Source organism: Thiomicrospira microaerophila (genome assembly GCF_023278225.1).
GTDB classification, from domain to species: Bacteria; Pseudomonadota; Gammaproteobacteria; order Thiomicrospirales; family Thiomicrospiraceae; genus Thiomicrospira; species Thiomicrospira microaerophila_A.
Genome location: NZ_CP070959.1, coordinates 343,118 through 365,462, shown reverse-complemented (window position 1 = coordinate 365,462; position 22,345 = coordinate 343,118). Strand labels below are relative to the sequence as shown.

General features: G+C 44.6%; 18 protein-coding genes, 1 tRNA gene and 1 other RNA gene. 6 read left to right on the top strand and 14 right to left on the bottom strand.

What is annotated here, in order from left to right:
* Positions 1-105 precede the first annotated feature (105 nt).
* Positions 106-2,391, top strand: a complete 2,286-nt coding sequence (locus tag JX580_RS01740; RefSeq protein ID WP_248851074.1) for a methyl-accepting chemotaxis protein — start codon at positions 106-108, stop codon at positions 2,389-2,391.
* 54 nt (positions 2,392-2,445) lie between these two features.
* On the opposite strand, the gene JX580_RS01735 is transcribed toward JX580_RS01740, so the two are convergent.
* Positions 2,446-3,672 carry a diguanylate cyclase gene (locus JX580_RS01735; RefSeq protein WP_248851073.1) on the bottom strand — a complete coding sequence of 409 codons (1,227 nt, stop codon included), beginning with the start codon at positions 3,670-3,672 and terminating at the stop codon, positions 2,446-2,448.
* Between the two features lie 46 nt (positions 3,673-3,718).
* On the opposite strand from JX580_RS01735, the gene JX580_RS01730 reads away from it, so the two are divergent.
* Positions 3,719-3,794, top strand: a tRNA-Arg gene (locus JX580_RS01730).
* A 31-nt stretch (positions 3,795-3,825) separates the two neighbouring features.
* On the opposite strand, the gene murG is transcribed toward JX580_RS01730, so the two are convergent.
* From murG to rsmI, 13 genes are all read right to left on the bottom strand, one after another.
* Complete coding sequence (gene murG / locus JX580_RS01725; protein ID WP_248851072.1) at positions 3,826-4,923, bottom strand: undecaprenyldiphospho-muramoylpentapeptide beta-N-acetylglucosaminyltransferase; 1,098 nt, start codon at positions 4,921-4,923, stop codon at positions 3,826-3,828.
* Positions 4,889-6,067 (bottom strand): putative lipid II flippase FtsW, encoded by a 1,179-nt coding sequence (ftsW, locus tag JX580_RS01720; RefSeq protein ID WP_248851071.1) that lies wholly within the window; start codon positions 6,065-6,067, stop codon positions 4,889-4,891. The genes murG and ftsW overlap by 35 nt, the downstream gene beginning before the upstream one ends.
* Complete coding sequence (gene murD / locus JX580_RS01715) at positions 6,064-7,416, bottom strand: UDP-N-acetylmuramoyl-L-alanine--D-glutamate ligase (RefSeq protein WP_248851869.1); 1,353 nt, start codon at positions 7,414-7,416, stop codon at positions 6,064-6,066. Before murD ends, ftsW begins: the two co-directional genes overlap by 4 nt.
* 15 nt (positions 7,417-7,431) lie before the next feature.
* Positions 7,432-8,514: a phospho-N-acetylmuramoyl-pentapeptide-transferase gene (mraY, locus tag JX580_RS01710; RefSeq protein ID WP_248851070.1), complete on the bottom strand. Its 1,083-nt coding sequence runs from the start codon at positions 8,512-8,514 to the stop codon at positions 7,432-7,434.
* On the bottom strand, positions 8,498-9,916 hold the full coding sequence (locus JX580_RS01705; protein ID WP_248851069.1) for a UDP-N-acetylmuramoyl-tripeptide--D-alanyl-D-alanine ligase: 1,419 nt from the start codon (positions 9,914-9,916) through the stop codon (positions 8,498-8,500). The genes mraY and JX580_RS01705 overlap by 17 nt, the downstream gene beginning before the upstream one ends.
* Positions 9,901-11,361 (bottom strand): UDP-N-acetylmuramoyl-L-alanyl-D-glutamate--2,6-diaminopimelate ligase, encoded by a 1,461-nt coding sequence (locus JX580_RS01700; protein WP_248851068.1) that lies wholly within the window; start codon positions 11,359-11,361, stop codon positions 9,901-9,903. The genes JX580_RS01705 and JX580_RS01700 overlap by 16 nt, the downstream gene beginning before the upstream one ends.
* Positions 11,362-13,014 carry a peptidoglycan D,D-transpeptidase FtsI family protein gene (locus JX580_RS01695; protein WP_248851067.1) on the bottom strand — a complete coding sequence of 551 codons (1,653 nt, stop codon included), beginning with the start codon at positions 13,012-13,014 and terminating at the stop codon, positions 11,362-11,364.
* Between the two features lie 4 nt (positions 13,015-13,018).
* On the bottom strand, positions 13,019-13,327 hold the full coding sequence (gene ftsL, locus JX580_RS01690) for a cell division protein FtsL (protein ID WP_248851066.1): 309 nt from the start codon (positions 13,325-13,327) through the stop codon (positions 13,019-13,021).
* Between the two features lie 23 nt (positions 13,328-13,350).
* Positions 13,351-14,553, bottom strand: a complete 1,203-nt coding sequence (gene ftsZ / locus JX580_RS01685; RefSeq protein ID WP_248851065.1) for a cell division protein FtsZ — start codon at positions 14,551-14,553, stop codon at positions 13,351-13,353.
* Positions 14,554-14,603: 50 nt separating this feature from the next.
* Positions 14,604-15,545, bottom strand: coding sequence for a 16S rRNA (cytosine(1402)-N(4))-methyltransferase RsmH (gene rsmH / locus JX580_RS01680; protein WP_248851064.1), 942 nt, complete (start codon positions 15,543-15,545; stop codon positions 14,604-14,606).
* Positions 15,545-15,946, bottom strand: coding sequence for a division/cell wall cluster transcriptional repressor MraZ (gene mraZ, locus JX580_RS01675; protein WP_248851063.1), 402 nt, complete (start codon positions 15,944-15,946; stop codon positions 15,545-15,547). Before mraZ ends, rsmH begins: the two co-directional genes overlap by 1 nt.
* Positions 15,947-16,258: 312 nt before the next feature.
* An RNA gene (gene rnpB, locus JX580_RS01670) (RNase P RNA component class A) lies at positions 16,259-16,645 on the bottom strand.
* A gap of 52 nt (positions 16,646-16,697) precedes the next feature.
* Positions 16,698-17,552, bottom strand: coding sequence for a 16S rRNA (cytidine(1402)-2'-O)-methyltransferase (gene rsmI, locus JX580_RS01665; protein ID WP_248851062.1), 855 nt, complete (start codon positions 17,550-17,552; stop codon positions 16,698-16,700).
* A 47-nt stretch (positions 17,553-17,599) separates the two neighbouring features.
* Between rsmI and JX580_RS01660 the strand changes: the two genes are divergently transcribed.
* The 4 genes from JX580_RS01660 (at position 17,600) to JX580_RS01645 (ending at position 22,339) form a co-directional block, all read left to right on the top strand.
* A complete protein-coding gene (locus tag JX580_RS01660; protein ID WP_248851061.1) occupies positions 17,600-19,198 on the top strand; it encodes a penicillin-binding protein activator in 1,599 nt (532 codons plus the stop codon).
* Positions 19,191-19,547: a YraN family protein gene (locus JX580_RS01655; RefSeq protein ID WP_248851060.1), complete on the top strand. Its 357-nt coding sequence runs from the start codon at positions 19,191-19,193 to the stop codon at positions 19,545-19,547. Before JX580_RS01660 ends, JX580_RS01655 begins: the two co-directional genes overlap by 8 nt.
* Before the next feature lie 160 nt (positions 19,548-19,707).
* Positions 19,708-20,178 (top strand): Dps family protein, encoded by a 471-nt coding sequence (locus JX580_RS01650; protein ID WP_248851059.1) that lies wholly within the window; start codon positions 19,708-19,710, stop codon positions 20,176-20,178.
* Positions 20,179-20,299: 121 nt separating this feature from the next.
* Positions 20,300-22,339: a TonB-dependent copper receptor gene (locus JX580_RS01645; RefSeq protein ID WP_248851058.1), complete on the top strand. Its 2,040-nt coding sequence runs from the start codon at positions 20,300-20,302 to the stop codon at positions 22,337-22,339.
* Positions 22,340-22,345 lie beyond the last annotated feature (6 nt).

Sequence of the window (22,345 nt, the reverse complement as noted above, 5' to 3'; positions counted from 1 at the left end):
CTTTAATTGTACAAAAACTTTACTTTAGACCATAAATATACAATACTAGTACAACGTTACAAAAAATTATATATTTTGATCCTATACAACACTCGCAAGGAGTGAATGATGCGCAACAATCATCCCATTACTGAACAAGAACACCTGCTCTCACCCAATTTAACACTGGTATCTAAGACTGACTTAAAAGGCACGATTATTGATTGCAACGATGCCTTTGAAGCAGCCAGCGGCTTCAGTCGCAAAGAACTATTGGGCCAACCTCACAACTTGGTTCGTCATCCAGATGTTCCACAAGCCGTCTTTGCAGACATGTGGGCTGATTTACAACAAGGCATCCCCTGGACTCAATATATTAAAAACAGGCACAAAGATGGTGGTTTTTACTGGGTTAGAGCGCAAGCAACGCCACTTTATAAAGACGGAAAAATCTCAGGGTTTCTGTCGGTGCGCAACCCTATTTCAGCTCAAGAAAAACAACAAGCGACCCAAAACTATCAACTTATTTCTAGCGGACAAGCCAAAATAAAGCATGGCAAAATTTATCAAGGGATGGATATTAAAGCAGCCCTAAATTCCAATTTAATTAACCCTGGGCTAATATTAGGTTCAGCAACCTTATTATTCGCTTTTTTACCGATATTAACAACCGGTTTTGATAGCCACTTCTCACCATTAAACATCATCCTTGCAGGCCTGCTGGTTTTATTTATGTTCGGCTACGGAATGGCACTCAACAAAACTCAGCGCGCAGCGATTCAAAATTTACAAGCTCTCGCTGCCGGTGAAGACTTAAGGATACAACCCACGAACCCTAAAAGCTTTTCTGCACTGATTCATAATGCGATTCAATCGGTCAATCTTGCCTTTAAATCTAAAACGGATGAAAGTGCTCACCAATTGGATGAAGCCAACCAACTGAGATTTGCATTTGATAAGCTGAAAAGCAGCGTCATGATGATTGATGATAAATTTAACATCACCTATTCCAATGAAAACATGAACAAGTTTTTGCTTGAACGCGAAGCAAAACTTAAGCAACTAGCGCCTCACTTTGATGCCGCTAACCTCATTGGAAAAAACATCGACATTTTTCATAAACACCCTGGCCACCAGCGAGCGATGATTAGCAAAATGCAGGAACCCTCAAGCGTTAGAATTGAAATTGGTGGTTTTCACCTCGAACTGGCGATGTTGCCAATAAAAAACCGTGCCAATCAAAGGGTTGCTACTCTGGTTGAATGGATTGATCGCACTCAAGAAGTACAACTACTTAACCATGTCGCGGCCACCGTAAAGAGAGCTCAGAATGGTTACCTAGGCGAACGCATTGATGTTGATCAACTTGAAGGCGTTGCACATGAACTCAGCACCTCGATCAATCAACTGATGGATGGTATTCAAGTTGCGATGAATGATGTCATCAGAGTAACCTCTGCAATGTCGGAGGGCGATTTAGGTCAACAAATTGAAAACAACTTTGAGGGTGAATTGGGTGAACTAAAAGAGGCGATTAATCTATCAATAGACCGGCTAAAAAATACCATCGATATTTCGGTAACAGCAGCACAGGTTGTCGACAGCGCTGCGCAAGATGTTTCTCAGGGTTCACGCAACTTGAGTCTTCGGGTTCAAGATCAAGTCAGTGCGGTTGAAGAATCAACCACAACTATTGAGCAAATGAATGCCAATATTCAACTTAATAACCATAACACTCAACAAGCTTCCCAAGTTGCGCTCGGCGTTCAGGTCAAAGCCCAGCAAGGTGAAAAGGTAATGGGACAAACAATTGAAGCAATGCAACATATTCAAGAATCCAGCTATAAAATTGCAGACATTGTAACCATCATCGACAGCATTGCTTTCCAAACCAATTTATTAGCCCTCAATGCGGCGGTTGAGGCCGCTCGCGCTGGCGATCATGGTCGTGGATTTGCGGTCGTCGCTGGTGAAGTCCGTGCCCTAGCACAAAAGTCAGCCGATGCTGCTAAGGAAATAAAAAACCTTATTAGTGAGAGTGTGCAGCGCATTGACCAAGGAACTCGACTAGCTAGCGAGTCTGGGGATGTGCTTAAACAAATTACTCATGCCGTAGATGAAGTGACCGGGATGATTCAACAGATTGCCAATGCCAGTGCAGAACAAGCGCTTGGTATCCAGCAGGTGCAATCCGCCATTGTCAAAATTGACAGTCTAACTCAACAAAACGCTCATCTGGTTGAGCAAACCGCTTCAGCATCTGAAAGTATGCGTGAACAGGCTAAAGCCTTAAACCAAGAAATGGCTTTCTTTAATACCCAACAATATCAAGTATCAGGCCATCGAGCCAACAACAAGATTATTGGTCTACCTGTTAGAGGACACCCTACTAAAAAATATTCAAATTTGTAACATTAAAATTCAACACTAAATCAATTTAGCGTTGAACCTTTCCGCTTTACCACCTTAGCTGCAGCAAACCTGATTACGTCCCGACCCCTTTGCAATATAAAGTTGTCGGTCTGCTTCAGCAATCAGCCTATCGAAGCTCGGCTCATTAAATGTAATACCAATACTCACCGTCATTTTAAAGCCCATATAGGCCTCTGAGTCCTGTTCTATTGATTGTCGAAACGTCTCTGCCAGAGCCAAAACCTGCTGTTTATTACTACACTCACCGGCAACAATAAACTCTTCACCACCAAATCGAGCAACCACAAAATCACCAAAAAACTGTTTCAGTCTATTTGCAGTAAAGCGAATAGCATCATCGCCCTTTGGATGACCATAGTGGTCATTTATTTTCTTAAATAAATCGATATCGACCAACAAACCAAAAGCACAGTTTGTTAACCAGGCCTGATAATGATTTTCGCCCTGTTCGATAAAAAACCGACGATTGTTCAACCCGGTTAAGCCATCTGTGCGCGATAGATGCTGTATTTCCAGATAAGTTCGCTGTAAATCAATGCTTTGGTTAACGCGTGCATAGAGCTCGTCTGCCCCAAACGGCTTAACGATATAATCAGTTGCGCCATACTTCATATATTTTAAGGCCAATGGTGTGCCATCCACTGAATCAATACACGCAAGAATCGGGAGCTGGTAAAACTCAAACTGACTTCTTACCGCTGATAAATGATGCAACCAGTCCTGTTCACAGGCCTTATCCCCGACAATCAGGAGACTGGGTAATGTCTTAGCCAATTCTTTTATCAAGGCGGCATCCTGATCGAAAACTCGCAATTTGAAACGATGAACAGATAACAAACCCACCAATTTTCGTGCCAAGGGGTCTGAAAGATTTGCTAACCAGATTTCACGTTGGTCATTGGTCAACAATAAATCCAAAGCTCTAATCAGATAACTAATCGCGGCAGGTCCATCTTTAACAATAAAATCGGCAACCCGCTCCTTCATAATGCGTTGGCGCAGATTCTCATCAAGACTGGCAGTGAGCACAATCGTGGTAATCTGAGCTTCTCGTAACAGTTTAATCGACTCACCATGTGGCGCATCAGGCAGATTTAAATCACTAAGGGCTAACGAAATGTCATGATGAACAGAAAGAAGTTGCGCGGTTTGCTCAAGATCATAAGCCAATAAAACCTCGACATCAAAATGACTTTCTACTGTCTGTTTTAGTAACAGGGCCATAGATTTTTGATCTTCAATTACAAGAATTTTTTTCATTCGCTGACCAATCTTGTTAGAATACGCGAGTTAGTTAATTGCTTAACCGCTCATAGTTTAACGGGATAAAACGGCTGCCTCCTAAGCGGCAACTCCAGGTTCGAGTCCTGGTGAGCGGACCAAACACGCATGCAATAAATTCAATACCACCAATTAATTCCATTCCATTATATGTGCAACAATCTGATTAGCGGCATCTAATTTCGCAATTTTTTCTAGTGTCTCCGAAGCCTGAATCAATCTATCACGATGCAAACCTTCCATAATCGCTTTCGCTAACATTTCCGGTGTCAAAACATCCTGCTGTATAACCTCTGCCGCACCGACTTGAGCCATAAACGCGGCATTAGCCGTTTGATGATCATCCACCGCATAAGGAAACGGAACTAAAATAGCAGGCCTAGCAGCAGCCATTAATTCACTCACCGTTAAGGCCCCTGCACGAGATACCACCAAATGGGTTTTTTGATAGGCCGCAGCCATATCGCTAATAAAGGCAAACACTTCAGCTTCAACGCCTAACGCCTGATAAGCCTGCTGAGTCTGAATCACGTCCTGTTGGCCGGTTTGATGAAGCACCTTCGGACGCTGAGCCTCAGGAATAAGCGCTAAGGCTTGAGGCAGCGTTTGATTTAGTACTCGCGCTCCTCGGCTCCCGCCTATTACGAGTAACTGTCGAGAATCAGATCGTGTTAACTCATCCGAATCAATGGCCGAAAGGGCTTCAATTTCAGCCCTAACCGGATTACCCATGACCAATAAACGTGGTGATTTAAGATTACTGGGCGGAAAACCACAAAAGATACGTTGCGCAAAACTGGCTAACAGACGATTAGTTAAGCCTGCCACAGCGTTTTGTTCATGCAAGTAAAGCTTGATTCCCATCGACCAAGCCGCTAATCCACCCGGTCCGCAAACAAAGCCACCCATGCCAATAACAATATCAGGATTAACCTGCTTGATGATTTTACGCGCCTGCCACCAGGCCTGGGTTACCTTCAGTGGAGCCCATAACCAGCCTTTGATACCATTGCCACGTAATCCTTGAATTCTGATAGCAGAAAAAGTTAATCCAGCTTGCTGAACCCACTGCTCTTCCAAACCCTGTTCGGTACCCAGCCAATGAGTCGCTATGCCCTCTTTAGCAAAAGCATGCGCTAAGGCAATTCCAGGAAAGACATGACCGCCTGTTCCACCGGCCATCACCATTACTTTTTTAAGCTTGCGCGGTTTCGGGTTCTTCATCGACATGGTTTTTCTCCTGGTAAGGTTCTAGTCGTGCCTCATAGTCAACACGCAATACCAGTGCCATTGCTACACACAACATCATTAAACTTGACCCCCCATAGCTCATAAATGGTAAGGTTAAGCCTTTGGTCGGAAATAAACCCAAGTTTACGCCCATATTGATCATCGCTTGCAATGCGATCCACATCGCGATCCCGAACACCATTAAACCTGCAAACGCATAGCCTCGTTGCTTAGCAAAGGCTGCAATCACAAATAGCCGCCAAACCACAAAACTAAACAATAGAATTAAACCGAACACCCCGATAAAGCCAAATTCTTCGGCAAAGATAGAAAATAAAAAGTCAGTATGTGCATCAGGCAAATAAAGCAGTTTTTGAACACTCGCGCCTAGACCTTGACCAAAAAACCCACCCGAACCGCTGGCAATAAGCGCTTGGATCAACTGATAACCAGTACCGAATGGATCTTGCCAAGGATCCATAAAACTCAGAACCCTTGCTAGGCGATAAGGCGAATAAACCACCAGAGCCCCTAACAACCCTATAACTGGTACCACCGTGAGCAAAAAATAACGCCAAGGAGCACCGGAAATAATCAACATACCGGTTACCACCGCAGCAATTAATAAAGTAGTACCATAATCAGGTTGCAGCAATAACAACAAAGCCATTAATCCAAAAGGCAAGGACAAACGCATAATCGCATTAAAGTCTTCTTTTACAGCGCTTAGATGGCGATGCAAATAACCTGCAACAAAGATAATCGCTGCAATTTTGACAAATTCGGCAGGCTGGAAATTCATAATGACCAATGGCAACCAGCGCTTAGAGCCACCTATTTCACGGCCAAAAACTAATACCATTACCAAAAGAATTAAACCAAAAATAAATAATTTGCCGCGATGTGTTTGCCAAAAGTCAATCGGTACTTTAAAAACCAGCATCGCTAAAAACAAGCCAATACCTAACGCAATCGCTTGACGCACAAAATAATGCGTCGCTATCCCAAAACGCTGCTCGCTGATCGCAACCGAACTGGACAGTACCATCGCCAAACCAAGAAAAACCAATAACATAAGGCTACCAACCAGCCAATAATCGACAGGCCATTCACGCTGCTGTGGCGAATCAAATAAGGCTTTCATACTCGATCAAGCTCCAGCGCTTGCTTTACCCAAGCTGCAAACTTCTCACCCCGGTCATGATAGTTCTCAAATTGGTCAAAACTTGCGCAAGCCGGTGACAACAAAACGATATCCCCTGACACCGCATTTTGCTTTGCAACCGCAACGGCCTGCTCTAAAGTTTGTGTACAAGACATTAAAATCTCACCATCTAACTCAGTAGTTAAAGCTTGTTCAATTAAATGCTGATCTCGACCAAATAGTACCAACTGTTTAGCATACTGATTGAGACTGGATGCCAAAGGCGAAAAATCTGCGCCCTTACCCACGCCGCCTGCAAGTAAAATGAGTTTCCCGCCCTGTTGCTGCGCTTGATAACCTAAACTCTGTATCGCTGTTAAAGTTGCACCTACATTCGTACCTTTCGAGTCATCAATCCAGCTAACGCCATGATGGGTCGCCACCCACTGAGTACGATGCGCCAAACCTCTAAATCGAGATAATACGTCCGTGAAAACTTCTTCAGACAAGTCATAGTCTTGACACAAGGCTATAGCCGCCAATGCGTTAAGTTGATAGTGGGGCGCATTCAATAACATATCCGAAACCTTTACTAAAGGACGACTACCTCGTGACAACCAGGCCTGGTTATCTTGCAGAACCACACCATAGTCTTGCTCCGATTGGGGGTGCTCTAGGCCGAAATAGACTTTTTTAGTTTGACGCGTGACCCAAAAATCAGAAGCATGGCCTTTAGGTAAAACCGCTAGCTCTGTGTCGTTATAAATCTTAGTTTTAGCTTGAATATAAGCATCTAAGCTAGGGTAACGATCCATATGGTCTTCACTGATATTTAAAACCACCGATGAAAGACTATGTAATGAGTAGGTGGTTTCCAGTTGAAAACTAGAAAGTTCTAACACATAAAGATCATAGTCCAATGGGTCTAACAATAGATCCAAAGCCGGACGACCAATGTTTCCACCCATGCCTACCTGAAAGCCGGCCTGTTGCAAGAGTTCTGAAACCAGCGTAGTGACGGTGCTTTTACCGTTTGATCCGGTAATTGCAATAATAGGTTTACTTGCAGCGCGAGCAAACAACTCTATATCACCGATGACTTCAACTCCGGACGCTTCAAAGGAAGCTATCCATGCCTCTGTTCTTGCTACACCTGGGCTGAGGATAATGCGCGAAATCTTTTTTTTCCACGTATTAGGCAGCGTTCCATAGGCAAACTTGACGGCTGGATAATTCTGCTCCAACTGCGGTGCACGAAAATCTTCTCGCGTATCAAATGCCAACATGGGTTCACCGGCTGATGTTAGATAACTCAATACCGATTGACCCGTTAAGCCTAAGCCTACCACTAAATTCAATCTTTTCTACCTCAGTTTCAAACTGGCTAAACCGATCAAGACTAAAATGATCGTTATAATCCAAAAACGTACAATAATCTGCGCTTCCGGCCATTGTTTTTGCTCAAAATGATGGTGCAGAGGCGCCATTAGAAAAACCCGTTTACCACGCATTTTATAAGAACCTACCTGAAGAATGACGGACAAGGTTTCTATCACAAAAATACCGCCCATAATAAACAAGACAATTTCTTGACGCACCGCCACCGCCGTTGCCCCTAAAGCCGCACCCAATGCTAGCGAACCCACATCTCCCATAAACACTTGTGCCGGATGGGTGTTAAACCACAAAAAGCCCAACCCCGCCCCCACTAAGGCTGCCATTAAAACGGTTAACTCGCCTACGCCGGGTATATAGGGAATATCAAGATAACCAGCAAATACCATGTGACCGGATAAATAAGCAAACACGCCCAAGGCTGCTGCAACCATCACGGTTGGCATGATCGCTAGGCCATCCAAACCATCGGTAAGATTCACCGCGTTTGAGGTGCCAACAATCACTAAATAGGTCACCACCATCACCCAAGCACCCAGATAAATAAAGGTATCTTTCATATAAGGAATCAGTAGCTGCGTTTCAGCTGGCACACTGGCGATGGCATAGAAGCCGTAGGCTGCAACAACGCCAATAATACTTTGCCATAGAAATTTGGTACGAGAGCGCATCCCGTTCGGGTCTCTGTAAACCACTTTTTTATAATCATCAATAAAACCGATAATGCCAAAGCCAAACATGGTAAAGCTGACCAATAACAAGTACTTGTTACTTAAATCGCCCCATAACAAAATTGAAATACCCACTGCAAATAAAATCATCGTCCCCCCCATGGTTGGGGTTCCGGCTTTTACCAAATGAGTTTGAGGGCCATCCAATCGAATACTCTGCCCGACTTTAAGCTGGGTAAGACGACGAATCACCATTGGACCAATAAGAAACGAAATAATTAACGCGGTCAGCACCGACATAATCGCACGTACGGTAATGTAATTAAATACACTAAAACCAGTGTGAAACTGGCTTAAATATTGACTAAGATAAATCAGCATGCGACATCCTTTCTAGTAATATTTTTACAACCTGATCCATCTGAGCAGCACGAGAACCCTTTATTAAGATACTTACAGGCTCTTTCGCAACCCTTACTATCGCCATAATTTGTTCAGCCATAACTGAGTGCGCTTGAGGGTCTGAGATACTGAGTGATAACTGCTCGGCATAAGCAGCTAAGCTAAATCTGGTCAAATCCCCGTATCCAAATAAATAATCAATACCTTTCTCCGCAGCATAGCGACCCACCTCACTGTGCGACTGCTCTGCTACCTGGCCTAGCTCGCCCATCTGCCCCAGACACAATATCGTTTTACCGGCGAATCCGGCTAGGGTATCTATCGCGGCTTTTACTGAACTGGGATTTGCGTTATAACTGTCATCAATTAATAAAACATCACCAAACTGGTGTGTTTGAAGCCTTCCCGAAACAGGGTGAAAGCTTTGCAAGCCGGATTGAATTTGCTCAGGCGTCATGCCTAACTCTAAGCATACGGACGCGACCGCAGCGGCATTCATCGCGTTATGACGCCCTAATAAACTCATACACACAGGCAAGGAACTATCTTTGCCAGCCACCCGAAAATGCAATACAAAAACCAGGCTATCAGAATCCTGCCGAATATCACTGACCCAAACGTCCGCCGAATCAGTGGTGCCAAAGATTTTACACTGTCTATTACCCAAGGATTGTTGCCACTGCTCAAAGCCTGGTGAATCCATATTAATCACGCCAACCCCTTGAGCAGTTAAGCCATGAAAAATTTCGCCCTTGGTATCAATAATTCCCTGCAAGCTGCCAAAACCCTCAAGATGAGCTTCTGCCGCCAGGGTAATAACAGCTATATCCGGATGCGCTAAGCGCGTTAAATAACCTATCTCCCCGCGGTGATTCGCGCCCATTTCAATCACAGCATAACGATGCTCAGACTGAATTTGCAACAGCGTTCTAGGCACCCCAAAATCATTGTTCAGATTGCCAGGCGTTGCCCAAGTTGGCGCAACTTGGGCCAAACAATGTGCCAGCATGGATTTCACCGTGGTTTTGCCATTACTACCCGTCACGGCAACGAGGGTTAACGCCTGCTGTGCCAATCGATGCTGTTCGGCAATATAACCCAAGGCAAGGCGTGTATCCTTGACCAAAATTTGCGGAATCGTCACGTCCATTTTTTGACTTACAATTAATGCTGCTGCCCCTGCTTCGACGGCCTGCTGCACAAATTGGTGACCATCAAAATGTACACCCTTAATAGCGATGTAACAATCTCCTTTATGGATCGTCCGACTATCAGTACTAAAACCCTTTACCTTTTCAAAGGCACCGGTTTCTGAGTTTAGCAATTTTCCATTGGCCCAATCGGCTAAAACCCTACAATCCCAACTTAATTTTGTTGCCATGCCTTAATTACCTGTTGATCACTAAATGGCGTTTTTACGCCCTTAATATCTTGATAGTTCTCATGCCCTTTTCCAACCACCAATACCCAATCGCCGGTCTGTGCTTGCATCAATGCAGATTCAATCGCTTTTTTACGGTCTAATTCTACCTGCCACTGCGAAGACTGTTCCAAATCTACTCCTTGACAAATATCCTCAATAATTTGCTGAGGCTCCTCAAACCGAGGGTTGTCATTGGTGAGGATAATTTGATCTGCCAAACTCGAAGCAACCTGAGCCATTAAAGGGCGCTTACCCGCATCTCTATTGCCCCCACAACCAAAAACCAACCAAACTTTACCAATAGGTTGATGCGCTTGCACACTAAGCAACACCTGCTCAAGCGCATCAGGGGTATGAGCGTAATCGACCAAGACGTTGACACCAAACTTCACAGTATCGACTCGTTCCATTCGTCCAATAATCGGTTTAAGACTAGCTGTCGCTTGTGCCACCCTGTGTAAACTAAAGCCTAAACAAACTAGGCACAAACTCGCACAAAGCAGATTTTCAATATTAAAACGCCCTAACAAAGACGTTTTAAAATCAATAACGGTTTCGTTTGAATGCAATCGACCACTTATGCCCTGCTCCGTCAAACAAATATCGCTAACAAACAAGGCTGCAGACTGGTTTTTTTGACTGTATCCGATCACCAGGCCTGGTTGCTCTTTAAAAATCTGCTGACCAACCGCATCCTCTAGATTTATTATCTTATACTTAGCAGGAAAAGCTTCAAAAAGACGCTTTTTAGTGGCGTGATAATCAGCTAGATCATGATGAAAATCTAAATGATCCCGCGTCACTTGTGTAAGTGCCACGCACTCGAATCTCAATCCAGCTATCCGCCCCAGCGCAATCGCATGTGAAGAAACCTCTAATACTGCAAAAGCTAAACCTTCGGCAACAAATTGCGCAAGCCAACCATTTAATGCCAGACTATCCATCGTGGTATTTTCAGTGGCTTGCAGTGCATTCACCCTGCCATTTCCCAGTGTACCCAATACACCACAACCCTGCCCCATCAACTCAAGCATTTGAGCGATGTACTGAGTAGTGGAGGTCTTGCCATTGGTTCCGGTGACACCAATTAACTTTATCTTATGACTCGGATAGTCATAAAACCATCCTGCTAAATCAGCTAAGCGCTGCTTTAAATCTGCAACCACATAAACGGGAATCTCACAATCATTAAGGGGCTTATCGGATAAGACACCCAACGCACCCAATGACATAGCTTGTTGCCAGAACTCACCACCATGTCGAGCGTCTCCGGACAAAGCAACAAAAATCCAACCTGGCTGAATTTGTCGGCTATCCAACGTCAAGCCTTTGGCAACCAGGCCTGCCGCTGCCGCACAAGACTCAATTCCCAGAAAGTTTATAATTTCCGCCAAGGTTTTCATTTACAAGGCACCATCAGGATCCACATTTCGTAAGCGTAAAGCATGACGCATCACTTCTTGAAACACGGGAGCCGCTACACTGCCCCCCCCATAAACACCCCGACTCGGCTCATCCACCATAATCGCCATGACCATATCAGGCCGAGATGCAGGCACCAAACCGACAAACATAGCTCTATAGGTTGCCTCTTGATATCCGCCTACACCTGCCTTCAATACCGTACCGGTTTTACCCGCTACCCGATATCCTTCAATCCGCGCCTCTGTTCCTGTTCCACCTTGATGGGTGACCGTCTCCATCATTTGTAAGGTCTGCTCAACCGCCTGAGCCGACAAAACCGATTTCATTTCAGGCGGTGCATCACGTTTTATTAAGGATACGGGAGGCAAGTTGCCCTGATTAGCAAAAACCAGATAGGCTTGGGCTAACTGCATCACATTGGTACTAAAGCCATAACCAAAGGAACTGGAAACCTGGTCAATTAGCTGCCACTCTCGATGATGACGTAAACGGCCTAATTGCTCACCTGGCAAAAACAATCCCAAATCTTGGCTAAAACCTAAATCAGAATAAAAACGCCATTGCTGCTCAGCCGACATGCGTCGAACGATATTTGCAGTGGCCACATTGCTCGACTTTTGTATCACTTCACCAATAGTCAACCGGCCATAATTCACCGCATCACTAATCATGTGACCCTGTACTCGAATATAACCCGGCGAAGTATTAATCACCTCATCGGCTTGAATCAAACCCAAATCCAAGGCTTTTGCCACAACAAAAGGCTTAATTGTTGAGCCTGGCTCAATCAACTCAGAAATGGCCCTATTTCTAATAGCTTCACCTTGAAGTTGATTACGATTATTCGGGTTATAGCCCGGTTGGTTTACCAAAGCCAAAATTTCACCCGTTTTTGCATCAAGAATAACGGCTGAAGCCCCACGAGCCTGATGTTTAGTCATAACCTCTTTTAATGCGCGGTGAACAAAAAACTGAATATCTTTATCAATGCTCAACTGTAAAGCCTGACCAGGTTGAGCATCCGCAAGATTATTAACAAACTTCACAACTCGACCCTCAAGGTCTTTAATAATTTGCTGTCGTCCAGGCTGACCCTTTAGCCAATTCTCATAAATCAGCTCTACCCCGTCCTGGCCTATATCATCAATATTGGTATAGCCTAAAATATGGGCGGCAATATCTGCCGTTGGATAATAGCGTTTAAACTCTGCCTGAATATTAACACCGGGCAGTCGTAATGCCTCTATCTGCTTGGCAAGATCAGGAAGAATAGACCGTTCGATATATAAGAAACGTCGATTTGGATTAGCCTGAATCCGACGTGTCAGCTGCTGCTGTGAGAGATTTAAAACCCTTGCAAGCTCTTCAATAGCTTGCGGATGATTAACTAGTGTTCTAGGGTCAACCCATACTGAAGCAACGGGGGTACTCAGTGCCAATAACTCGCCATGTCTATCCAGAATTTGGCCACGTGGAGCCGCAACTTCTAGCGTTCTAATCTGACGTTTATTAGCTTCAGACTCTAAAAAAGAAGATTGCACCACCTGAACATAAAAAGCCTTAGCGATCAAAAGGCCAAAACCAAAAAGGATAAGGCCAAACATCAGTTTTTCGCGTGAGAAGTTCAACATCCCATTACTCTTTAACAGGCAAAACCACAAGCTGTTCAGGCTTAGGTTGTTGCATATTCAGACGTTCGCGTGCAATAGACTCAACCCGGCCCGGAGAACTAAGATGGTTTTTTTCTAACATTAAACGCCCCCACTCCTCATCCAACTCCAACTTTTGTTGACTCGCTATAAAATTTTGCGTTTCCAAATGACGAATATGATGTTGTAAAAGAATCGTGACACCAATCATGGCTGCAAGGATGCATAACAATAAAAACGCAAAAAGCCCAGCCAGATTGAACCTATTCCTCTGGTTGGGCTTTTTATCATCCATTTCAACAGCCTGCTATTTTAGGTTTAGTCGGCTTGACGACGCAAGAAAGCAGGAATATCAAGATAATTACTATTTGAACCGACAGGCTGGATTCCGGCATTAACCGCCATTTTAGGACGAATAACCTCAGACTCCGCTGGCTGCATCGCGGCTGGCTTTTGAGCAGCTTCTTGCTGATACTCACGCTCGGCTTCTTGACGAGCTTGAACGGCTTGCAAGTTTGGCTTAACCATCTCAGGTTTTTTAGCTGAAGCCGCATGAGATCCCGCTAGGCCTGTAGCGACGACCGTAACACGAATTTCATCTTGAAGACTTTCATCAATTGAGGTACCAATAATCACCTTAGCATCCTCATCGGCAAAACTATTCACCACGTCCCCAATAACATTGTATTCGCCAATACTAAAGTCCAAACCACCAGTAATGTTAACCAAAATACCACGTGCACCGGCCACAGCAATGTCATCAAGCAAAGGATTGGCAATCGCTTTTTCAGTGGCCTTACGCGCGCGGTCTTCACCCGTTGCGGTACCAACACCCATCATTCCAAGTCCCCGCTCAGACATCACCGTGCGCAAATCTTCGAAGTCAACGTTAATTAATCCAGGACAGGTAACCATTTCTGAAATACCTTGCACCGCACCATGCAAAATTTCATTTGCATGATCAAAAGCCTTAGCAAACATGAAATCTTTACCTAACACTTCAACCAACTTATCATTAGGGATGGTAATCAGCGAATCAACCTGCTCGGCCAAGGACTCAATACCCGCTTCGGCTACCTTGGTACGACGCTCAAAACTAAATGGCTTGCTAACAACACCAACGGTAAGAATACCCATTTCACGAGCGATTTTTGCAACCACGGGCGCTGCACCAGTACCTGTACCCCCTCCCATGCCTGCAGTGATAAATAACATGTCCGCATCACGAATGTGCTCTTTAATTTGATCAATATCTTGCTCAGCTGCTTCGCGACCACGTTCAGGATTAGCACCTGCGCCCAAACCGTTGCCACCGATTTGAATTCGAACCGGTACATTTGAATAGGCCAAGGCCTGTGCATCGGTATTTGCGCACAAAAAGTCAACACCCTCAACTTTGGTACGCACCATATAATCTACGGCGTTACTACCACCGCCCCCTAAACCAATAACCTTGATCACTGGCATTCCTGGTTGGCGCGAAACCTTCGCCTCTCTCAGATCAAATTTCATGGTACTCATGGTCACCTTCCCTTTCGTCAGCAAGCTTTAATATAAAAAATCTAAATTCGTTAAACTCTTTCAGCAATACGTAACACCGCACTGCGAGATCTTGGGTTTTCGTCACACTCCTGCTCAGAGGGAAAACAAGGCTTACCCACCACCTTCAACACTGGCTCTGTACCGGCTATAAAAACTGGCGAACCAGGAAACAAATCTTTTACACGTGATTGGTCTCGCATAAAGTGCTTTACAATTCTGTCCTCTAACGAGTGAAAACTTATAACACTCAATCGTCCACCCGAGCTAAGCACCTTAACACTTGCCTCCAATACAGTTTTCAACACTTCCAGTTCTTGGTTAATATGAATACGTATCGCTTGAAAGCTGCGTGTTGCCGCATGCTTGTGCTTTTCTTTTTTAGGCGAAACCCGCTCAATTAATGTAGCTAGATCACGCGTAGTATTAATAAGCCCTAATCGTGCATCATGACTGACTGCGCGAGCAATCTTAAAAGCAAACCGCTCCTCACCATAATTCTTTAAAACTAAAGCTAGTGTTTTCTCATCCACCTCGGCCAACCAGTCTTTAGCACTCAGCCCCTGACTCGGATTCATCCTCATATCCAGCGGACCATCACGCATAAAACTAAAGCCGCGCTCCGCTTCATCTAACTGAGGGGATGACACACCCAAATCAAGTAAAAGCCCATCAACCCTACCTAATACACCCAATTCATCTGCAATCTGTTCAAGCTCTGCAAAGCTAGCATGAACAATCTTAAAATTTGATTCGGTGAAATGTTTTTTAGCGTACTCAATCGCTTCTGGGTCTTGATCTATAGCAATTAACTGACCTTGCCCAGCCATGCGTTCAAGTATCGCTCGACTATGACCACCTCGGCCGAAAGTCGCATCAATATAAATTCCATCGGGTTTAATATTTAACCCATCAAGTGACTCATTCAATAAAACTGAATAGTGCCCCGTGTCAGTTGCGCGAGATGAAATCATCACAAACTCAAACTCGACAAGGAACCGGATACCTCAAGGGTTTGAACCTGAGTTAACATTTCAGGGCGCTGTTGATCCCAGGCATCCTGACTCCACAATTCAAACTTATTACCCTGCCCAAGCAGCAGTGCTTGTTTATCAAGTTTCGCGTGCTCTCTTAGCAAGCTTGGCAAAAGCAACCTTCCTTGTGAATCCATTTCAATTTCACTGGCATAGCCTAATAACATACGTTGAACCAAGCGGGCATTCGGATCCATATTCGGCAAAGCCATTAGTTTCCGTTCAATCACTTCCCACTCATCTTGCGTGTAAATCAATAAACAAGGGCTGTGCAAGTCAATGGTCGCAACCAGATTATTATCACAAGCATCGGCAATAGACTCACGATAACGTTTTGGCATAGCAAAACGTCCTTTTAAGTCTAAATTTACTGCATTGATGCCTCTGAAAAATAGCACGCCTGAATCTCCACTTTCCACCACTTTATTCCACTAATCGCCACTATATTGCCACCCGCACCCAGTGTCAAGCAATTAGAAAGCCAAAATGCTAAAAATTATTTTAGAAATACCTTTTAACAACAATAAGTTAGCAATGAAATATAAAACCCTAAAGCATGATTTTAGACAAAAAACCAAGCATATAAATAACTTACAAAAAAAAGGTAAAGTAGAATGGAGATTGTGACAAAAAATAACTTGAAATGCTGAAAATGAAAAAGTGGGTCTATAAGCCGGGTTCTGTTCTCTGTAGCGGAGCCACAAAGCGGCAATCATTCATCTGGGTAACATATCACTATGCCCCTCAAGCAACCTACCCGAAAACTAGCGCGAGCCACGCTTTGTCACGAATGACGTGTTTTCCTATTTGGTCTTGCACCGGATGGGGTTTACCTAGCCACAAACTGTTACCAGATGTGCGGTGAGCTCTTACCTCACCGTTTCAGCCTTACCTGTTCGTTCGAAAACGTCATCGGCGGTCTATTCTCTGTTGCACTTTCCGTCGGCTCTCACCGCCCAGCCGTTAACTGGCATCCTGCTCTATGGTGCCCGGACTTTCCTCCAAGTATTAACATACTTCGCGATCACCCGACCCACTTTGGCGCAAGACAATATAGCATTTAAGGCCTGCTGTCTAGAAAAATACAAAAAATTATTCCGTCTTAAGCTCTAGAACCCTAGGGTAAACCTGATTCTTTTTGACTGAAAAATATTCAGCCACAATCTGCGCAATCTGCTTGACCGGCAAGGACTGAGCTAACAAAACATGAATCAGCCTATCCCAAGCCTGCTCATCAAGCGCTTGCTCAGATGAGTCAGCACCGGCCAAGACCACCACAAATTCGCCTCTGACCCTATCCGCATTAAGCGAAAAATAATCAAGCGCACCCCCTAAGCTATCAGCATAAAACTGTTCGTATTGCTTCGTCATTTCACGTGCAATAAAAATGCGTCGCTGATCACCAAACACCTGAATCAAAGCATCCAAACAATCGATTAAACGGTGGGGCGATTCGTAAAAAACCAAGGTTCGAGTTTCATCACTCAAGCCACGCAGTTGATCTAAACGCTTTTGTGACTTTGCTGGGAGAAACCCTTCAAAGCAGAAGCGATCGGTCGGCATCCCCGCCACACTTAAAGCCGCAATCAGCGCTGAAGCTCCAGGGATTGGCCGAACCTCAACGCCTTCATCTCTCAAACGCTTAACCAAATGATAGCCAGGATCGCTAATCAAAGGCGTACCCGCATCCGAAATCAACGCCCCAGACTCGCCATTCTTAAGTTGCTGTAACAAAACCTCCGCACGAGCCAGTTCGTTATAATCATGCAAGCTAATTAAACGTTTGTTAATCGCTAAATGCTGCAATAGCTTGCCTGAATGGCGTGTATCCTCTGCAGCCACCCAGTCGACTTGCGCTAACACATCCATCGCTCTTTGACTCAGATCTGCTAAATTACCAATTGGCGTTGCTACTATGTAAAGCACCCCTTTTTCAATCGTTTGCATATATAATTAACTCCTGTCGAATGCACAAGATTATAAAGCCGACCACCATGCTTAAAAAAATTTTTATTCTAATACTGCCTATACTGCTACTATCCTGTAGCACACCTAAGCTACCCCCTGCCGATTTACCGCAAGAGCGAACAGTTGGCACAATTGAACCTGCACCGATACTTCCGCCAGATACCCGAACAGATGTCATTGAGCGCTTACGCAGCCAAGCCGAGCGCAGACAGGACTGGGTTAACTACCTACAACTCACCGAACAACTTTGGGCAGCCAGCGAGCATACAAGAAAACTCGAGCTAGAACAAAATACCCTGCAAACCCTTAGCCAGCTAAACCCTGCTACGCTTACAAAACTCAGGCAGTCAAACAGCTACACGGTTGCCGATTGGGCATGGTTTATCGACAGCCAACGTTTAACAGGCCTGGCACGTTTGGAAGAACTACGAAATATTGAACTGATTGCCGAAGACCTGGCCTTTCAACCCCGTTTGTTAGCCGATCAAATCCTAGAGGCTGAGTTAGCGCTTGCCGCGCCAGAAATTATTGCCGTAATGTTACCCTTATCAGGCCGATTAGAAACCATCGGCAAACAAGTGCGTGCTGGTATTTTAAAAAGTTATTGGCACCAAAACAGCCAAAGCCAGCTTATTTTTTATGACACTGAAACAACGCGAGACATACATTCACTTTACCTACAGGCAAAACAAGCCGGGGCGGAGAAAATTATCGGCCCTCTGACACGTGAAAACATTCAAACCCTAAGCCGGTATCCGGTAACCGACGTCATAGCACTCAACAGAATAGACAACCCATCATCGTTTATTCAATTGGGCCTTCACCCTATTAACGAAAAACAACAAATCATTCAACAATTAAATCAGCAGTGTGCACGTCACATTGCACTACTCCATAGCAACCAAACCTCGGACATCAGTTTTGCCCAACAACTTAACCAGGCCTGGTCGAAACAACACCGCTTTGCGATGAACCAGCAGGTTTATTCAGTGAACAGTCATAACCTACGTACTGAAATGGCCAGCATCTTAAACGTCAACCTAAGCCAGGAACGTGGCAATTACCTAAGCCGAATTATTCAACAACCTGTCGAATATGAACCACGAACCCGCCAAGACCTCGATACCATGCTACTTATCGGAGATGATCGTAGTCTATCTGTTCTTGGCCCACAACTTGAATTTTTCCAACTTAACCTTAACCTGATAGGCACATCAAAACTGACGCCACAACAACTCTACAATCAACCTCCTCAGCGCGACCTAAAACATATACGTTTTCCGACTCACCCAGCAAGTCTGTTTGAATCGCCATTGCGTAATAACCTTGAAGCCCTAGGCTGGGATAGCTATTTGATCGCTCACCATAGTAAGCAACTAGAGCCTGATATGTTTATTCAAGGCAGTTTAGGAAAACATTATTTTCCTGCCGATCAACAGGTAGACACCAAACTTGTTTGGGCTCAGTTCGAAAACAATGGTCGCTTAAATCCGGTTAACCGTTTCGCCAACTCCTTTTATTGGCAACACCAAACTAAAACACCACAAAAAGACCAAGTTCGCCAACAGCTGCTTGATGAAATATTCCAATTTCCTCTAGATCTGCAGGGCACCTCGGTTGAATAGCAAGCATATTGGAAAGGACTATGAAAACCAGGCCGCCGAATTTATTGCGGCTCATGGCATGAAAATATTAGCAAAAAACTTTTATTGCAAAGGGGGAGAGATAGACCTGATTGCATTGGACCAACAGACCCTAGCTTTTATTGAAGTAAAATTCCGGCAAAATACGCTCTATGGTCATCCTAGTGAATTTATCACACCCACAAAGCAAAAAAGACTGGTTCGGTGCGCTCAGTTCTTCCTGCTCAAAAACCGCCAATTTGAACACCACCCAATGCGCTTCGATAGCCTATGTATTCTTGGCGACGCCCAAAATATCGAATGGCAAAAAAACATTATTCATGGCTGGTAAACCTTTTTGCAGGAATCAGGGACTCGCGCAAAGACCTGCATCTATCTTGACTGATAAACAAAATCAATCACACATTTAAAAACAACCAACACAAACTAATAGAAAATCAATTAGTATAGACATTGAATTTTCTTCTTAGCTACAAAAAAGGAATTTAAAAATGGATATTAATATTGGTATTAGTGAAGTAAATCGTAAAGCCATCGCCAACGGACTATCTCAGTTACTGGCTGACTCTTACATCTTGTTTTTAAAAACCCACAATTACCACTGGAATGTAACAGGCCCCATGTTCCAAACACTCCACACCATGTTCGAAGAGCAATATACCGAACTCTTTACCGCTGTTGACGAGATCGCTGAACGCATTCGAGCGCTAGGAGAAAAAGCGCCCGGTTCTTTCCAAGCCTTTAGTCAACTGAGCCAAATCAAAGAAGAGACCGCTACACCCACTGCAGAAGAAATGATCAAAAATCTTATCCTCGGTCAGGAAGCCGTAACCAAAACAGCAAGAGAAATCAGTAAAATCGCCGGCGAAGCTAGTGATGAGCCAACCCTTGACCTACTCACGCAGCGCATGCAGATTCACGAAAAAAATGCTTGGATGCTGAGAAGCCTTATTGCTCATTAAACCTCTACAAGGTGCCCCTCGGGGTCACCTTAGCTAAACATCTCAATACTATCTCAATACTCTTTCGCTAGCATCCCACTAAAATTTAAGCTTGTTTCTATTAATTCTAGTGGAGTCCGTTATGATGCATCGTTCTAAACTTAATATTGCCATTCTCGCCTTGATTGCCTCCAATGGAGTGGCTGCCAACAACTCATTATTACCGATTGAAGTCGTCGCCGATCAAGCCGCTAAAAATAGTTACCCAGTCGAAAACCTATTAGAATCCACGGGCAACTCAGAAAGCGGTGCTATACTCCGCCAATTTTCAGGCGTCGATGCCCAACGTTTGGGCGGCCATGGCTTAGATATATTGATACGTGGTCAGGGCCAATCGGCGGTGAATGTGTTGATTGATGGCGGTAAAATTGAAGGCGGCTGCCCCAATCGAATGGACCCACCAACCGCCTATTCAGAGCTTTCCAGCTTCGATAGCATTACCGTTATCAAAGGTGTGCAATCCTTACAATACGGTGTGGGCGGCACAGGCGGCACAGTGTTGCTTGAACGCGGCATACCTGAGTTTGAAGCGGGCAAAGCCTATAGCGGCAAAGTTCACGCCACCACCAATTCAAATGGTTTAACCCGTGATTTGGGTGCAGAAATGGCCGCCGGCGGTGAGCAAGGCTATATTCGCTTGCAAGGTGCTTATAAGGATGCCGACAATTACAAGGATGGCAATGGCGATGAAGTGCGCTCTAGCTATCAAACCACGCAAGGCCATATCACCCTTGGTTGGACACCCTCTGAGGATCATCACCTTAAGTTATCGCATGAAATCGCGAATACGTCAGATGCTTTATTTCAAGGAGCAGGCATGGACGCACCGGTTTCAGATGGCAGCATGACACGTTTAAGCTACCAAGGCAAAAACTTTAACGGTCCTGTGCAAGCACTTGATCTGCAGATTTACCACTCTAAGGTCGATCATGTCATGAACAACTTCAGTTTAAGACCCAATAATGCAACAAGAAGCGAAGTACCAACAGCCGTCACCACTCAGGGCGGCAAACTCAAGCTGAGCTCAGAATTCAATAGCACCCATATAGACTTCGGAGTTTTGCTACAAACCATTGAAAAACAAGCGACCCTGTTTAATCGAACACCAAATACACCTCAGTACAATAGATCACAATTTTTAATGTGGCCTAATACTTCCACCGAGCAAAACAGTGTGTTTGTTGAAGCCAATACCTCACTATCCTCAAATCAAAACCTAATCTATGGCGTACGTGTGGACAATGTGACAGCTGAAGCGAAGGATGCCAATAAAGCACCGGACAATACTATGATGGCCCCTCAACCCAGAAAGCCAATTGATCGCTATGCGGCAGCCAATCAAAACTATTCCGGTGATACCAAAATCACCGAAACCAATTGGAATGCACTACTACGTTATCAACAACAACTTGATGCGGGCTTAAATTGGTTTGGTGGTTTGAGTCTGACCACGCGTACCGCCGATGAAACTGAACGTTTTATGGCGCGTGCCGACTGGACAGGTAACCCGGATTTAAAACCGGAAAAACACCTGCAATTTGATTTGGGTCTAGATCAAACCAGTTCAAACTTAAACTGGTCAGCGAATATCTATTTCGACCGAGTTACTGACTATATTTTGCGTGATCATGCCGCAAACCAAACAAAGCTGATCCATTCAGGTCAGGGGTACGTCAATATCGATGCCGAAATCTATGGCGCTGAATTCGATATTGACTATCGCCTTAACCAGGCCTGGTTAGTCAGCGGTAATCTAGCCTACACCCAAGGCAAAAACACCACTGATAACCGCAACCTGAACAATATAGCTCCGTTGAATGGTCAAGTTAGCTTGCAATATGACCAAACGAACTGGTATGCCGCCACCCGCGCTAACTTCGCTACCAAACAAACCAAGGTGGATAGCGACTATGGTGAGCCGACCACCGATGCTTGGCAAACCTTGGATGTCTATGGTGGTTATCAGCTTAACAAAATGCTTATGCTCCAAGCAGGCATTGATAACCTAACCGATAAGGCTTACTTTAACCATGTCAACCGCACCGACCCCTCAACAGGCAATGTATTTAAAGTGATGGAGCCAGGTCGAAATATTTGGGCACGAATTGAAGCCAAGTTCTAGTAGAAT

Bases quoted from the DNA above. Each gene is read 5' to 3' on its own strand.
- JX580_RS01740 (WP_248851074.1), top strand. From the start codon at position 106: ATGATGCGCAACAATCATCCCATTACTGAACAAGAACACCTGCTCTCA.
- JX580_RS01735 (WP_248851073.1), bottom strand. From the start codon at position 3,672: ATGAAAAAAATTCTTGTAATTGAAGATCAAAAATCTATGGCCCTGTTA.
- murG (WP_248851072.1), bottom strand. From the start codon at position 4,923: ATGTCGATGAAGAACCCGAAACCGCGCAAGCTTAAAAAAGTAATGGTG.
- ftsW (WP_248851071.1), bottom strand. From the start codon at position 6,067: ATGAAAGCCTTATTTGATTCGCCACAGCAGCGTGAATGGCCTGTCGAT.
- mraY (WP_248851070.1), bottom strand. From the start codon at position 8,514: ATGCTGATTTATCTTAGTCAATATTTAAGCCAGTTTCACACTGGTTTT.
- JX580_RS01705 (WP_248851069.1), bottom strand. From the start codon at position 9,916: ATGGCAACAAAATTAAGTTGGGATTGTAGGGTTTTAGCCGATTGGGCC.
- JX580_RS01700 (WP_248851068.1), bottom strand. From the start codon at position 11,361: ATGAAAACCTTGGCGGAAATTATAAACTTTCTGGGAATTGAGTCTTGT.
- JX580_RS01695 (WP_248851067.1), bottom strand. From the start codon at position 13,014: ATGTTGAACTTCTCACGCGAAAAACTGATGTTTGGCCTTATCCTTTTT.
- ftsL (WP_248851066.1), bottom strand. From the start codon at position 13,327: ATGGATGATAAAAAGCCCAACCAGAGGAATAGGTTCAATCTGGCTGGG.
- ftsZ (WP_248851065.1), bottom strand. From the start codon at position 14,553: ATGAGTACCATGAAATTTGATCTGAGAGAGGCGAAGGTTTCGCGCCAA.
- rsmH (WP_248851064.1), bottom strand. From the start codon at position 15,545: ATGATTTCATCTCGCGCAACTGACACGGGGCACTATTCAGTTTTATTG.
- mraZ (WP_248851063.1), bottom strand. From the start codon at position 15,946: ATGCCAAAACGTTATCGTGAGTCTATTGCCGATGCTTGTGATAATAAT.
- rsmI (WP_248851062.1), bottom strand. From the start codon at position 17,552: ATGCAAACGATTGAAAAAGGGGTGCTTTACATAGTAGCAACGCCAATT.
- JX580_RS01660 (WP_248851061.1), top strand. From the start codon at position 17,600: ATGCTTAAAAAAATTTTTATTCTAATACTGCCTATACTGCTACTATCC.
- JX580_RS01650 (WP_248851059.1), top strand. From the start codon at position 19,708: ATGGATATTAATATTGGTATTAGTGAAGTAAATCGTAAAGCCATCGCC.
- JX580_RS01645 (WP_248851058.1), top strand. From the start codon at position 20,300: ATGATGCATCGTTCTAAACTTAATATTGCCATTCTCGCCTTGATTGCC.